The sequence below is a fragment of the Streptomyces sp. NPDC057010 genome (assembly GCF_042673805.1).
GTDB lineage: Bacteria > Actinomycetota > Actinomycetes > Streptomycetales > Streptomycetaceae > Streptomyces.
In genome coordinates, this window is record NZ_JBHUSC010000014.1 from 31,958 (window position 1) to 46,643 (window position 14,686).

Below are 14,686 nucleotides of genomic sequence, written 5' to 3' on the forward strand. Positions count from 1 at the left end.
CCCCGCCGCCGCGGGGCCGGCCGGATTTCTCATGAACCTCTCATGCGGGCCGCCTACGGTGCCCCGCATGGACACCACGAAGACCCCCGCCACGAACGCCGTCGACCTGGACAAGGCCGACACCGACCCCACCGCCGCAGCCGCCGACCTGGACCAGGAGCCCGCCGCGGACCTGGACGAGGACGCCGACCTGGAGGCGGAGGCGCTCGCCGCGGAGCAGGACGAGGACCAGCCGAGCCACGTCGGAGCCGCCGCCTCCGCGATCGTGGCCGCCGGACTCTCCGTCGTCGCGCTGAGCGGCAGCTGGGTCGCGGGCATCGTGTCCGAGCGCACGAGCGTCAACAACCGCCTGGAACTGACCCAGGCCGCCGACGCCAACGCGCAGATCGCCGCCCAGTTCGTCGGCCCCTGGCACAGCACCGCTCTGGTGAACGGCATCTTCTCCACCCTCGCCCTGATCATCGCCGTCTTCGTGCTGGCCCTCCCCGCCTTCGGCACCCCCGAGCGCCACCTCCCCACCTGGGTGCGGTCCGTCTCCTGGGCGTCCATCGCGCTGGGCGCCATCGGGGTACTGCTCTTCGTCCTCATGTACTTCGACCTCCTCCTCGCCGTCCCGAAGGCGGCCGGCTAGGCACGCCCGGGTGCCCGGCTAGGTACCGCCTTAGGTCTCCTCAGTCCGTCCGGGGGAACTCCGCCCCCGGCCTAAGGCCCCCTGCCCCCGGCAGATGCGGCATGCGCCCGATGCCCCGGTACCCCCTGGGACGCGAAGCTTGGATCACACCGAACGAGGTGCCGAGAAACGCACACCAGGGAGTACGAGATGTTCGAGTACGAGATGGCCGCGGCCCGCAGCGCCGACCTCATCCGCCAGGCCGACGAGTACCGCCTGCTCCGCGAGGCCAAGAAGGCGCGCCGCTCCTCATCGCGCAGCCAGGAACCCGAAGGGCCGGTGAGGGGACACCGGAACCGCTTCACCCGCGCCGCCTGAACCGCGTCGCGACCCGTGTGGACTGACACGTGATGAGAAGCGCACCGATAACGAGTGCCGCAGGGCCGGACGGCTGTGCGATGCTCGGCGACGTGGAGACCAGATCTGTCAGCCCGGTGTTCGTCGGCCGCGCCGACGAACTGGCCGTACTCACCGACGCACTCACCCGCGCCGCCGACGGGGAACCGCAGGCGCTGCTCATCGGGGGAGAGGCCGGAGTCGGCAAGACCCGCCTCACCGAGGAGTTCCTCTGCGAGGCGACCCGCCGCGGCGCCGTGGTCGCCGTCGGAGGCTGTGTGGAGATCGGGGCGGAGGGCCTTCCCTTCGCCCCGTTTTCGACTGCCCTGCGCACGCTGCACCGCCGGCTCCCCGAGGAACTCGCCGCCGCCACCGCCGGCCAGGAGGACGAACTCGCCCGGATCCTCCCCGAGCTCGGCGACACCCCGCGCGGCCCGCACGACGAGGAGAGCACCGCCCGGCTCTTCGAACTGACGGCCCGGATGCTGGAGCGGCTCGCCGCCGAGCGCACCGTGGTCCTCGTCCTGGAGGACCTGCACTGGGCGGACACCTCCACCCGGCACCTGCTCTCCTACCTCTTCCGCGCCCTCGCCGGCGGCCGGCTCGTCATCGTCGCCACCTACCGCGCGGACGACGTCCACCGCCGCCACCCGCTGCGCCCCCTCCTCGCGGAACTGGACCGGCTCCGCACCGTCCGGCGCATCGAGCTGGCCCGCTTCAACCGGGCCGAGGTGCGCCGCCAACTCGCCGGGATCCTCGCCTCGCAGCCCGACGAGGACTTCGTCGACTCCGTCTTCGACCGCTCCGACGGGAACGCCTTCTTCGTCGAGGAACTGGTCGCCTCCCGGGAGAGCGGCTGCCGCGCCGGTCTCACCGAATCCCTGCGCGACCTGCTCCTCGTCCGCGTCGAGGTCCTCCCGGACGAGGCCCAGCGCGTGGTGCGCATCGTCGCCGAGGGCGGCTCCGCCGTGGAGTACCCGCTGCTGCGCGCCGTCGCCGGGCTCACCGAGGACGAGCTGATCGAAGCCCTCCGGGCCGCCGTGGGCGCCAACATCCTCCTCGCCACCACCGACGGCGACGGCTACCGCTTCCGCCACTCGCTCGTCCGCGAGGCCGTCAGCGACGACCTGCTGCCCGGCGAGCGCTCCCGCGTCAACCGCCGCTACGCCGAGGCCCTGGAGGCCGACGAGTCCCTGACCCGCGCCGAGGAGCGCGTCATCCGGCTCGCCAACTACTGGTACCACGCGAACGACCCGGCCAAGGCGCTGCCCGCCGTGCTCGCCGCCTCCGTGGCCGCCCGCCGCCGGCACGCCTACTCCGAGCAGCTGCGCCTGCTGGAGCGGGCGATGGACCTGTGGGAGAGCGCCCCGGAGGAGGTCCGCGAGGCGCTGCGCCCGGCGGACTACACCGAGGTGTACCCGCCGTGCGGCTGCGACCCGGCGACCACCCCGCTCCAGCACCTGGACCTGCTGGCCGAGGCGACCGTCGCGGCCCGCTACGGAGGGGAGCGGGAACGCGCCCTGAAGATCAGCAAGACGGCGCTGCGGCAACTGGACGACGGCCACGACCCGCTGCGGGCCGCCTGGTTCTGGACCGAGCGCTCCCGGCTGGTGGCCGGCCTCGGCCGCGGTGACGGCTGGGAGGAGATCGCCAAGGCCCAGGAACTCGTCCAGGGGCTGCCCCCGTCCCAGGTGCACGCCGAGGTCCTGGTCCGGGCCGCGGGCTGGGGCATGCTCCACGACCCCGGACCGGACAACCTCGCCGCCGCCGAACGCGCCGTCGACTACGCCCGGATGGTCGGCGCCGAGGAGGTGGAGCTCAACGCCCGGATCACGGTCGGCTGCCTGCTCACCGACTCCGGCACGGGCGAGGCCGGCCTCGCCGAGCTGCTCGCGGTCAAGGAGCGGGCCACCGAACTCGGGCTCACCATGCTCGCGGGACGTGCACATATCAACCTTTCCTCTCAGTTGGAAGCCATGGGGCGGTCGAGGGAAGCCGTCGAGCTGGCCGAAGAGGGAGCCGAACTCGTCAGCAAGTCCCGGCTGTTGGACACCGAGGCCTGGGTACGCGGCAATCTGGCCGAGAGCCTCTACAGCCTCGGCCGCTGGGACGAGGCCGCCGAGGCGGCCCGGCGCACGCTGCTCGTCGGCCAGAGCGCGGCCCCGCGCGGCTCCGCCTCCGCACGGCTGGCCTATCTGGCGCTGGCGCGCGGCGAACTGACGGAGGCGGCCCACCAGCTCGCCGCCGCCCACGCCCACTTCGGCACGCACGACACCCAGCCCCAGCACCGGATCCCGCTGTTCCGCCTCGCGGTGGGGGTCGCCGCGGGGGAGGGACGGATCGCCGACGTCCGCGCCGAGGTCGCCGCCGCCGTCGCCTACGGGTTCCCGCTCGGGCAGCACCGCTACGCATGGCCGCTGCTGCTCGCCGCCGCCTCCGCCGAGGCGGACGCCCGGGGACTGCCCGCCGCCGACGCCGGCCGCGACGCCGCCCTGGCCGTGCTGAGCGACGCCGCCCGCCACCTGCCCGCCCCGATGCCGGTATGGGCCGCCCACGCCGAGTACCTGCGCGCCGAGCTGCTTCGGGCACAGGCCCTGGACAGCCTCGCCGACTGGACCGCCGTGGAGGAGGCCGTCCGCCCGCTGGAGCGCCCGTACCTGCTGGCCAGGGCCCGCCACCGGCTCGCCGAGGCCCTGCTGGCCGCGGGCGGCGACCGCGAGCCCGCGGCCGCCCTGCTCCGCGCGGCCTACGCCACCGCCGACGGGCTCGGCTCACGCCGGCTGCGCGAGGACCTGGCCCTGCTGGCACAGCGCGCCCGGCTCCCGCTCACCGCCGTCGCCCCCCTCCCGGACCCGCCCGCACCGCAGGCCGACCCGGTCGAGGCACTCGGCCTGACCAGCCGCGAGCGGGACGTCCTGCGCCTGGTGGCGGCAGGCAGCACCAACCGCGGGATCGCCGAGGAGCTCTTCATCTCCCCGAAGACCGCCAGCGTGCACGTCTCGAACATCCTGGCGAAGCTGGGTGTCGCCGGCCGGGGCGAGGCGGCCGCCGTCGCCCACCGGCTGCGCCTCTTCGCCCCCTCCGGGCCCGTCAGCGACCGGCCGGAGGATGCTCGCCGAGGCGTATGAGCACCGTGCCGGAGTCCAGGTCTATCGGCCCCCGTCCCGGGTCCCCGTCATTGACGTCGACCCGGGACAGCTCCAGCCGCTTCTTCTCCTCGTCCGTGTGCCCCCGCCCCGGAGCGAACAGTTCCTCGATCATGTTGAACACCGCGCCCACCGCACCTCTCGTCCCCTGTCGGGGCCATGCCGGTTACCGCACCGTCAGTGTCAGGATCCTGTCGTCGCCCGCCTCCGGCGACCCCCGCCCGTCCGTCTCGCTCGTGACCAGCAGCAGCTTGTCCCCGCCGAGGGAGATCACCGAGCGCAGCCGGCCGTACTTCCCCTCCAGGAAGGCCTCGGGCTCCGCCACCGGCACCGCCCCGGCCAGCGGGATCCGCCACAGCCGGCTGCCCTTCAGCCCGGCCATCCACACCGACCCCTCCGCCCAGGCGATCCCGCTCGGCGAGGCCTCATCGGTCTTCCACACCGCCACCGGATCCCGGAACCCCGGTCTGCCGGCCTTCCCCTCGACCTCCGGCCAGCCGTAATTGCCGCCCGGCTCGATCAGGTTCAGTTCGTCCCAGGTGTGCTGTCCGAACTCGGACGCCCACAGCCGTTTGTCCTTGTCCCAGGCGAGGCCCTGCACATTGCGGTGCCCCCAGGAGTAGACGACCGAATCCGGCTCCGGATTGCCGTGCACCGGTTCCCCGTCCGGGGTCATCCGCAGGATCTTGCCGCCCAGCGACTTCCTGTCCTGCGCGAGCCCGGTCTCACCCGTCTCGCCCGTCCCCGCGTAGAGCATCTTGTCCGGGCCGAAGGCGATCCGGCCGCCGTTGTGGATCAAGCCCTTCGGGATGCCCCGGAGCACCGTGTCGGGGGCGCCCAGCTGCTGCCCCGGGGATCTCTGCTCGTCATAGCGCATCCGGGCGATGCGATTGTCGGACTCGGTCGTGAAGTACGCGTACACCAGCCGGTCCGAGGCGAAGGAAGGCGACAGCGCCAGACCCAGCAGCCCGCCCTCACCGCCCGGGGCCACTCCCGGCACCTTCCCGATCTGCGTCACCTCGCCCGAACCCACCGCGACCCGGCTGATCGTCCCCTTGTCCCGCGAGGCGACCAACAGGTCCCCGCCGGGCAGCGGGGCCACCCCCCACGGGGACTCCAGGCCCTTGGCCACCTCCCCGGTCACCGTCACCGAGCCCTTGGCCGGCGGCCCGGCGGCCTCCGGCGAGGCGGAGGCTCCCCCCGAGGCCGGAGCCGAGGCCCCGGGTGATCCGGAGCCCGCCGATGATGCCCCCGGTGGCGAGCCGCCCGGCCGCGCCCCCGGACCGCCCTCCGGCGAACACCCCGCCGCCAGCAGCGCCCCGCACCCGGCCAGCGCGACCGCCGCCAGCACGCCCCGGCGCCCCGCGCCCTGCCCCGCCCAGCCCACGTACCCCGCGGTCCCGCCGCGCCGCACACGCCCTGCACGCTCTGCACGCCCCACGGTCCCCACCCGTCCGTATCGCATCGCCCTGCTCCCTTCCCGCCCTCCGATCGTGCCCTTTCATCTGTCTCAACAGCCCGGACACTTCTCGAAGTTCCACCACTCGTACACCCGATCGAGTGGTTGTGGGGTCAGTCCCAGGCCTCCACCGCGACCGGCAGCGCCGCGATCTCCGCCAGATCCCCGGCCGTCAGCCGCACCTCCGCCGCCCGGGCGTTCTCCACCGCCCAGTGCGCCCGGTCCGCTCCCGGCACCGGAACCACCTGCGGCCCCTGCGCCAGGACCCACGCCAGCGCCACCTGCGCCGCCGTGACCTGCGGCCCGTGCCGCCCCGCCACTCGCCGCAGCCCCGCCACCAGCCCCTGGTTCGAGGCCATGGCGTACGCCGTGAACCGCGGATGCCGGGCCCGTACGTCCTCCGACTCGAAACCCTCGCCCGGCGTGAGCGTCCCGCTCAGGAACCCGCTGCCCAGCGGCATCGCCGCCAGGAACCCCACCCCGCGCGCCGCGCACCACGGCAGCAGCTGCCACGCCGCCTCCGGCGACCACACCGACAGCTCCGCCTGGACCGCGCTCACCGGGAACACCTGCTGCACGCGCTCCAGGTGCCGCACGGTCGTCGCGTACGCCCGGTCCCCGCGCCGCCCCGCCCCCGGCCCGGCCCCCGCACCCAACGCGCAGAACCCGAGCGCCCGTACCTTCCCCGCGCCCACCAGCTCCGCCATCGCCCCCCACGTCTCCTCCACCGGCACGTCCGGATCCACCCGGTGCAACTGGTAGAGGTCTATGACGTCGGTCCGCAGCCTGCGCAGCGAGGCGTCGCAGGCCCGCCGCAGATAGCCGGGCCGCCCGTCGGCCACCACGTGCTGGTCACCCGCCCGCAGACCCACCTTGGCCGAAACGAACGCCTCGGACCGCCGCTCCCGCAGCACCCGCCCGAGCAGCAGCTCATTGGTGAACGGCCCGTACACATCGGCCGTGTCCAGCAGGTTCGACCCCAGGTCCAGGGCCGCGTGCACGGCGGCCAGCGATTCCTGACCCCGCCGGCGCGAAGGCGCGTACGCCCAGCTCATCGGCATGCAGCCGAGCCCGATGGCGCCCACCGTCAGCGCCCCCGCCCCGATCGACCTGCGCTCCACCCGTGCGTCCCCCTCCCGCTACCGCCCCCAAACTAACGGCTTGATCCGCATCCCTTGGCATAGCCTCCTGATCATGACCGCAAAGACCGCCGACGTCTGGCTGCCCTTCCCCGCCGAGGAGATCGAAGGCCTCCCCGACTCCTTCCGCTACCGCCTCTGGGACGGCGAGGACACCTTCCCGGCCGATCCGGCCGACTGCGTCTTCTACGTGACCCCGTACATGAAGTCCCCGGAGGTCACCGTCCGCCCGCTGGCGGAGATGCCGGCCCTCCAGGTCGTGCAGACCCTGACCGCAGGCATCGACCACGTCATGGGCGGCCTCGGCGAACTCCACCCCGGAGTACGGCTCTGCAACGCGGCCGGGGTCCACACGGCGAGCACCGCCGAGCTCGCCCTCGCCCTGGTCCTCGCCTCCCTGCGCGGCATCCCCGGCATGGTCCGGGGCCAGGACCGCGAGGAGTGGCACGGCGGCTTCTACGAGGCGCTCGCCGACAAGTCCGTCCTGATCGTCGGCTACGGATCGATCGGCGCGGCCGTCGAGGACCGGCTCGCGCCCTTCGAGTGCGGGCGGATCACGCGCGTCGCCCGGTCCGCGCGCGACAGCGCCCGCGGCCCCGTCCACGCCCTGGCCGACCTGCCCGAACTCCTCCCGCAGGCCGATGTGGTGATCCTCACGACGCCGCTGACCGAGGACACCCGCGGCCTGGCCGGCGCCGGGTTCCTGGGCCGCATGAAGGACGGCGCCCTGCTCGTGAACGTGGCGCGCGGCCCCGTCGTCGACACCAAGTCCCTGCTGGCGGAGGTGGAGTCGGGCCGGCTGCGCGCGGCGCTCGACGTCACCGACCCGGAACCGCTGCCCGCGGGCCACCCCCTCTGGCACGCTCCGAACGTCCTGATCACGCCTCATGTCGGGGGCAGCAGCTCGGCTTTCGAGCCCCGGGCCAAGCGCCTGCTGGCGCGCCAGCTCACCCGGTTCGCCGCCGGGGAGCCCGTGGAGCACACGGTCCTGGTCACCGAGTGACGCAGGGTACGCACGCCACGCAGCCGACCGGACGCTTTCGGCGGATACAACTCCCTTCGTGGTAACGGAGAGTAGAGAAGGTATGTCCCTGAGTGACGAAAGTGGTGTATCGTCCCGAAGAAGGGGCTGCGCCACGAACGTCTGGCGCTGGGGAGTGATCGGACACTTTGGGGGGCGACGGGCGATGCACGGCCAATGGACGAAGGATCCGATGCGGCAGAGCCGCCGGAGGCGACGCTGCCGAGACTGGGCTGCGCCGGACCCAGCCGGCGAGGGGGACCGGTGAGTGCCCCGGGGGCGGCGCTCCTGAACCGTCCGTCCCTCTCGGGCGGAGGCAAGGGCCTGGCGATGCAACTGCTGCTGGCGGTGATCAGCGGCGGATACGCCGTGGGTGCCGCCCTCAACTGGGGCTCGGAGGAAGTCGCCGAGATCATGGGCGACTTCGGACTGAGCGCGGCCGGCTTACTCGCCGCGGTCTCCTGCTACACCTACGCGCGGGCCATCGACAGCCGTGAACGGCCCGCCTGGCTGCTCTTCGCCTTCTCCTCCCTGATGGGCGCCGGCGGCAACGCCGTCTGGGGCTGGTACGAGGTGGTCCTCGGCGAACCCGTGCCGAAGCCCTCGCTCGCCGACTTCGCCTTCCTCTGCTTCGCCCCGCCCGCCATCGTCGGGCTGCTCGTCCTCGCCAAACGGCCCGTCACGCGCGCCGGCTGGGTCTGCCTCGGGCTCGACTCCTGGCTCATCGGCGGCTCGCTGCTCACCCTGTCCTGGAGCCTGGCCCTCGCCCACGCGGCGCGGACCGCCCAGTCGGGCGCCCCCGGCAGCGTCCCGCGCGCCGCGCTCTCCCTCGCCTACCCGCTCCTGGACATCGCGCTCGTCTCGATGGTCCTGGTCCTGCACTTCCGGCGGTCCGAGACCAACCGCTCCGCCGTCAACACCGCCATCGCCGCGCTCGCCCTGACCGTGCTCAGCGACGCCCTGTTCACCTCGCCGCTGCTCAGCGCCGGGTACCAGTCCGGGCAGCTGCTCGACGCCGGCTGGTTCGCGGGCTCGCTGCTCCTCGCGTACGCGCCCTGGGGCGCCCGGCGGGTCCACCCCGGCCCGGAACCCGCCGGCCACCCGCGCGCCGAGCGGCCGCACAGCCGCCCCATCACCGGCTCGCTGCCCGCCCTCACCCCGTACCTCGCGGCCGCCGTGTGCACCCTGGGGATCCTCTACAACGTCGTGGACGGCAGGAAGGTCGACCGCATGGTCGTCTTCACCGGATGCACCGTCGTGCTCGCCCTCGTCATCCGCCAGGGCATCATGCTCCTCGACAACATCGCGCTGACCCAGGAACTGGCCCAGAAGGAGAACCACTTCCGCTCCCTGGTCCAGGGCTCCAGCGACGTCATCATGATCGCCGCACCCACCGGCACCCTGCGCTACGTGAGCCCCGCCGCCGCCGGGGTCTACGGCCGCGAGGCGGAAGAGCTCGTCGGCACCGAGCTGGCCACCCTGATCCACCCCGACGACCTGGGCCGGGTGGTCCACGAGGTGCGCCGCTTCCTCGCCGCACCGCCCACCGAGGAGCCCACCACCCGCATCGAGTGCCGGTTCAAGTCGGGCGGCGGCGAGTGGCTCAACGTGGAGTCCACCGTCAACCGCCACCAGGGCGGGCTCATCCTCAACAGCCGGGACGTCACCGAGCGCGTCCGGCTCCAGGCCCAGCTCCAGCACAGCGCCGAACACGATCCGCTGACCGACCTGCCCAACCGGGCCCTGTTCACCCGCCGCGTCCGCCAGGCCCTGACCGGCCGGCGCGCGGGCGACCACAGCACCGCGGTGCTCTTCATCGACCTCGACGGCTTCAAGGCCGTCAACGACACCATCGGCCACCAGGCGGGCGACGAGCTGCTCATCGAGGCCGCGCGCCGGCTCCAGGACTCGGTCCGGGCCGGGGACACCGCGGCCCGCCTCGGCGGGGACGAGTTCGCCGCACTGATCCTGGGCGACGGCAGCCGCGACCGCAGCGCCCGCGAGTACCAGGTGCACGAGATCGCCGACCGGCTGCGCACCACGCTCTCGCAGCCCTACCGGATCGCCGGGAACGAGGTCCGGGTCGCCGCCAGCATCGGCGTGGCCTTCGCCGACCCCGGCATCACCCCTTCGGACCTGATGCGCAACGCGGATCTCGCGATGTACCGGGCCAAGGCGGGCGGCAAGGACCGCGTCGAGATGTACGCCCCCCAGATGCAGGCCGAGGTCGTACGGAAGGCCGAGCTGGCGGGGAGGCTGCGGACCGCGCTGCACGAGGGGGAGTTCGCCCTGCTGCACCAGCCCGTGGTGTCGCTGTCCACCGGCGAGGTCTCGGCCGTGGCCGCGCAGGCCCGCTGGCGGTCCGCCCAGGGGATCCTCTTCACCCCGGCGGAATTCCTCCGGGTGGCCGAACACAGCGAGGGTGCCGCGGGCGGGGCCGGCCCCGATGCCTCCCGCACGGCGGAGCTGGGGCGCTGGCTGCTGGAGGAGGCCGTCGAGCAGGCCGCCGACCGGCACCGGGCGGGGCACGACGCGCCCGTGGCCGTCCGGATGACCGCCCAGCGGCTCCTGGACCGCGCCGTGCCCCTGGGCTCCGTGGAAGCCCTGCTGACCCGACACGGGCTCCCCTCCGGGGCCCTGATCCTCGAGCTCGCCGTATCCGACCCCAGAGTGCCCTTCGACGACCTGGAGCGCCGCCTCACGGCCCTGCACCGGCTCGGGGTGGGTATCGCCCTCGACGGCTTCGGCAGCGGCTACGCGGCCATCAGCGCCCTGCGCCGCCTCCCGGTGGACATGCTCAAGCTGGACCGCGGCCTGGTGGAAGGGGTCGTCGAGTCCGCCCGCCTGCACAAGATCACCGCAGGATTGTTGCGCATTGCAAACGACCTGGGCATGCAGTCCGTGGCCGACGGGGTGGATCTCCCCGAGCAGGTCCAGGCCCTGCGCGCCATGGGGTGCACTCACGGCCAGGGAATGGCCTTCTCCGGACCACTCGACGAATACAGGCTGCGCCGCGCGCTCGTGCGCGGTACTTTCCCAGTACCGGGTGGGGCGGTCCAACCCGCCCTGGCCGGAGGTTCGCCCGGGGGCTCGATGGCCATCCGCAGAGGCTCACATAATGAGACGCCCGTCCCACCTACTTGACATCACCCTTCCGTCGGAGGGAGGGTCAATGCCATGCGCACCCGAATTCTCGTACTTGGAAAGCGCGTCGGCTGAAGCCGGGACCAGCATGTCCCCGCTCAACGCACCCGACGCGCTCCCCTCGCTTGCCCACCGGCACGAGGGGTTTTTTGTTGCACTGGCACAGAGTCGAATCCCGTAAAACCCTCAGCTTCGAGAAGAGAATGCCGATGACCGAGCAGGCCACCGGGGCCCACCATCCGCAGCCGCGGCCCCGTTCCGGCGGACACCAGCCCGCCGCAGTTGAGCACGTCACGGGCGCGCAGTCCCTCATCCGCTCTCTCGAAGAGGTGGGGTGCGACACCGTCTTCGGCATTCCGGGCGGCGCCATCCTCCCCGCGTACGACCCGATGATGGACTCGAAGAAGGTCCGTCACATCCTGGTCCGCCACGAGCAGGGCGCCGGCCACGCCGCCACCGGCTACGCGCAGGCCACCGGCAAGGTCGGTGTCTGCATGGCCACCTCCGGCCCGGGCGCCACCAACCTGGTCACCCCGATCGCCGACGCCCACATGGACTCCGTCCCGCTCGTCGCGATCACCGGCCAGGTCTCCTCCAAGGCGATCGGCACCGACGCCTTCCAGGAGGCGGACATCGTCGGCATCACCATGCCGATCACCAAGCACAACTTCCTGGTCACCAAGGCCGAGGACATCCCGAAGACGATCGCCGAGGCGTTCCACATCGCCGCCACCGGCCGTCCCGGCCCGGTCCTGGTCGACATCGCCAAGGACGCCCTCCAGGCGAAGACCACCTTCTCCTGGCCGCCCGCCCAGGACCTCCCCGGCTACCGGCCGGTCACCAAGCCGCACGCCAAGCAGATCCGCGAGGCCGCCAAGCTCATCTGCCAGGCCAAGCGCCCGGTCCTGTACGTCGGCGGCGGCGTCATGAAGTCCGGCGCGACCGCCGAGCTGAAGGTCCTCGCCGAGCTGACCGGGGCCCCGGTCGCCACCACCCTGATGGCCCTCGGCTCCTTCCCCGACAGCCACCCGCTGCACGTCGGCATGCCCGGCATGCACGGCGCGGTCACCGCCGTCACCGCGCTCCAGAAGTCGGACCTGCTGATCGCCCTCGGCACCCGCTTCGACGACCGCGTCACCGGCAAGCTCGACAGCTTCGCCCCGTTCGCCAAGATCATCCACGCGGACATCGACCCGGCCGAGATCGGCAAGAACCGCGCCGTCGACGTTCCGATCGTCGGCGACGCCCGCGAGGTCATCGCCGACCTGATCCAGGCCGTCCAGACCGAGCACACCGAGGGCAACGCCGGCGACTACACCGCCTGGTGGAAGGACCTCAACCGCTGGCGCGACACCTACCCGCTGGGCTACGACCTGCCCGAGGACGGCATGCTCTCGCCGCAGCAGGTCATCGAGCGGATCGGCGCCCTCGCGCCGAAGGGCACGATCTACGCGGCCGGCGTCGGCCAGCACCAGATGTGGGCCTCGCACTTCGTCAAGTACGAGGAGCCCCGCACCTGGCTGAACTCCGGCGGCGCCGGAACCATGGGCTACGCGGTCCCGGCCGCGATGGGCGCCAAGGTCGGCATGCCGGAGCGCACGGTCTGGGCGATCGACGGTGACGGCTGCTTCCAGATGACCAACCAGGAACTGGTCACCTGCGCGCTGAACAACATCCCGATCAAGGTCGCGATCATCAACAACGGTGCGCTGGGCATGGTCCGCCAGTGGCAGACCCTGTTCTACAACCAGCGGTACTCCAACACCGTCCTGCACGCGGACGAGACCGGCCACGACACCGTGGGCTCCCAGCTCGGCGAGTCCGTCGCCCCCCGCAAGGGCACCCGCGTCCCGGACTTCGTCAAGCTGTCCGAGGCCATGGGCTGTGTGGCGCTGCGCTGCGAGGACCCGGCCGACCTGGACAAGGTCATCGCCGAGGCCAACGCGATCAACGACCGCACGGTCGTGATCGACTTCATCGTCCACGAGGACGCCATGGTGTGGCCGATGGTCGCCGCCGGCACCTCCAACGACGAGGTCATGGCAGCCCGGGGCGTCCGTCCCGACTTCGGCGACAACGAAGACGACTGAGCCGAGAGAGCCTGAGAGAGAGAACGACTCACATGTCCAAGCACACGCTCTCCGTCCTGGTCGAGAACACGCCCGGCATCCTCGCCCGGATCGCCGCGCTGTTCTCCCGCCGCGGGTTCAACATCGACTCGCTCGCGGTCGGTGTCACCGAGCACCCCGACATCTCCCGCATCACCATCGTCGTGAATGTCGAGGACCTCCCGCTCGAGCAGGTGACCAAGCAGCTGAATAAGCTGGTCAACGTGCTCAAGATCGTCGAGCTGGAATCGCACAACGCGATCGAGCGCGAACTCGTTCTGGTGAAGGTCCGCGCCGACAACGAGACGCGGTCGCAGATCGTCGAGATCGTCCAGCTGTTCCGCGCCAAGACGGTCGACGTCTCCCCGGAGGCCGTCACCATCGAGGCCACCGGCGGTGCCGACAAGCTCGGCGCGATGCTCAAGATGCTGGAGCCCTTCGGCATCAAGGAGCTCGTGCAGTCCGGCACGATCGCCATAGGGCGTGGCGGCCGGTCCATCACGGACCGCAGCCTGCGCGCGCTCGACCGCAGCGCCTGACGTTCGCATAGCGAGACCGAGAAACTCACATTCCGTTCCCCGCCGTACGGTGGGTGCAACACCAGCGCACCAAGGAGATATCCCAGTGGCCGAGCTGTTCTACGAGAACGACGCCGACCTGTCCATCATCCAGGGCCGCAAGGTCGCGGTCATCGGTTACGGCAGCCAGGGCCACGCCCACGCGCTGTCGCTCCGTGACTCCGGCGTCGACGTCGTCGTCGGCCTGAAGGAGGGCTCGAAGTCCAAGGCGAAGGCCGAGGAGCAGGGCCTGAAGGTCGTCCCCGTGGCCGAGGCCGCCGAGTGGGCGAACGTCATCATGATCCTCACCCCGGACCCGCTGCAGGCCGAGATCTACGAGGAGTCCATCAAGGACCACCTCAAGGAGGGCGACGCGCTCTTCTTCGGCCACGGCTTCAACGTCCGCTACGGCTTCATCAAGCCCCCGGCCAACGTGGACGTCGCCCTCGTCGCCCCGAAGGGCCCGGGCCACCTGGTCCGCCGTCAGTACGAGGAAGGCCGCGGCGTGCCCTGCATCGCCGCCGTCGAGCAGGACTACACCGGCTCCGCCTTCCAGCTCGCGCTCTCCTACGCGGCCGGCATCGGCGGCACCCGCGCCGGCGTCATCAAGACCACCTTCACCGAGGAGACCGAGACCGACCTGTTCGGTGAGCAGGCCGTCCTCTGCGGTGGCGCCTCCGCCCTGGTCAAGGCCGGTTTCGAGACCCTGACCGAGGCCGGCTACCAGCCGGAGATCGCGTACTTCGAGTGCCTGCACGAGCTGAAGCTCATCGTGGACCTCATGTACGAGGGCGGCCTGGAGAAGATGCGCTGGTCGGTCTCCGAGACCGCCGAGTGGGGCGACTACATCACCGGCCCCCGCGTCATCACCGACGCCACCAAGGCCGAGATGAAGAAGGTCCTCGCGGAGATCCAGAGCGGCGAGTTCGCGAACACCTGGATGGCCGAGTACAAGGCCGGTCTGCCGAAGTACAACGAGTACAAGAAGGCCGACGAGGCGCACCTGCTGGAGACCACCGGCAAGAAGCTGCGCAAGCTCATGAGCTGGGTCGACAGCAGCGAGAACTGATCTCGCGGCGGCGGGGCCGGGACGGTGCGTCCCGGCC

At 72.0% G+C, this 14,686-nt stretch carries 11 protein-coding genes; 8 read left to right on the plus strand and 3 right to left on the minus strand.

Features of this window, described 5'->3' with window-relative positions:
* Positions 1–67: 67 nt before the first annotated feature.
* The 3 genes from ACFTXQ_RS15580 (at position 68) to ACFTXQ_RS15590 (ending at position 4,134) form a co-directional block, all read left to right on the plus strand.
* The gene (locus ACFTXQ_RS15580; RefSeq protein ID WP_382640833.1) at positions 68–631 is read left to right on the plus strand and encodes a hypothetical protein; all 564 of its coding nucleotides are present in this window, start codon (positions 68–70) and stop codon (positions 629–631) included.
* A 189-nt stretch (positions 632–820) separates the two neighbouring features.
* Complete coding sequence (locus tag ACFTXQ_RS15585; RefSeq protein WP_382640835.1) at positions 821–988, plus strand: hypothetical protein; 168 nt, start codon at positions 821–823, stop codon at positions 986–988.
* 80 nt (positions 989–1,068) lie between these two features.
* Positions 1,069–4,134: an AAA family ATPase gene (locus ACFTXQ_RS15590; protein ID WP_382641017.1), complete on the plus strand. Its 3,066-nt coding sequence runs from the start codon at positions 1,069–1,071 to the stop codon at positions 4,132–4,134.
* Here the strand turns inward: ACFTXQ_RS15590 and ACFTXQ_RS15595 are convergent.
* From ACFTXQ_RS15595 to ACFTXQ_RS15605, 3 genes are all read right to left on the minus strand, one after another.
* Positions 4,097–4,267 carry a DUF6191 domain-containing protein gene (locus ACFTXQ_RS15595; protein ID WP_382640838.1) on the minus strand — a complete coding sequence of 57 codons (171 nt, stop codon included), beginning with the start codon at positions 4,265–4,267 and terminating at the stop codon, positions 4,097–4,099. The two genes, ACFTXQ_RS15590 and ACFTXQ_RS15595, sit on opposite strands and share 38 nt — an antisense overlap.
* A gap of 51 nt (positions 4,268–4,318) precedes the next feature.
* The gene (locus ACFTXQ_RS15600) at positions 4,319–5,566 is read right to left on the minus strand and encodes a PQQ-dependent sugar dehydrogenase (RefSeq protein ID WP_382640840.1); all 1,248 of its coding nucleotides are present in this window, start codon (positions 5,564–5,566) and stop codon (positions 4,319–4,321) included.
* Positions 5,567–5,724: 158 nt separating this feature from the next.
* The gene (locus ACFTXQ_RS15605) at positions 5,725–6,732 is read right to left on the minus strand and encodes an aldo/keto reductase (protein ID WP_382640843.1); all 1,008 of its coding nucleotides are present in this window, start codon (positions 6,730–6,732) and stop codon (positions 5,725–5,727) included.
* Positions 6,733–6,805: 73 nt separating this feature from the next.
* On the opposite strand from ACFTXQ_RS15605, the gene ACFTXQ_RS15610 reads away from it, so the two are divergent.
* The 5 genes from ACFTXQ_RS15610 (at position 6,806) to ilvC (ending at position 14,649) form a co-directional block, all read left to right on the plus strand.
* Positions 6,806–7,753 carry a 2-hydroxyacid dehydrogenase gene (locus ACFTXQ_RS15610; protein ID WP_382640845.1) on the plus strand — a complete coding sequence of 316 codons (948 nt, stop codon included), beginning with the start codon at positions 6,806–6,808 and terminating at the stop codon, positions 7,751–7,753.
* Positions 7,754–8,101: 348 nt separating this feature from the next.
* Positions 8,102–10,915 carry a putative bifunctional diguanylate cyclase/phosphodiesterase gene (locus tag ACFTXQ_RS15615; RefSeq protein WP_382641020.1) on the plus strand — a complete coding sequence of 938 codons (2,814 nt, stop codon included), beginning with the start codon at positions 8,102–8,104 and terminating at the stop codon, positions 10,913–10,915.
* A 203-nt stretch (positions 10,916–11,118) separates the two neighbouring features.
* Positions 11,119–13,005, plus strand: a complete 1,887-nt coding sequence (locus tag ACFTXQ_RS15620) for an acetolactate synthase large subunit (RefSeq protein WP_382640847.1) — start codon at positions 11,119–11,121, stop codon at positions 13,003–13,005.
* Positions 13,006–13,037: 32 nt separating this feature from the next.
* The gene (gene ilvN, locus ACFTXQ_RS15625) at positions 13,038–13,562 is read left to right on the plus strand and encodes an acetolactate synthase small subunit (RefSeq protein WP_031150278.1); all 525 of its coding nucleotides are present in this window, start codon (positions 13,038–13,040) and stop codon (positions 13,560–13,562) included.
* Between the two features lie 85 nt (positions 13,563–13,647).
* Complete coding sequence (ilvC, locus tag ACFTXQ_RS15630) at positions 13,648–14,649, plus strand: ketol-acid reductoisomerase (RefSeq protein ID WP_382640851.1); 1,002 nt, start codon at positions 13,648–13,650, stop codon at positions 14,647–14,649.
* Positions 14,650–14,686 lie beyond the last annotated feature (37 nt).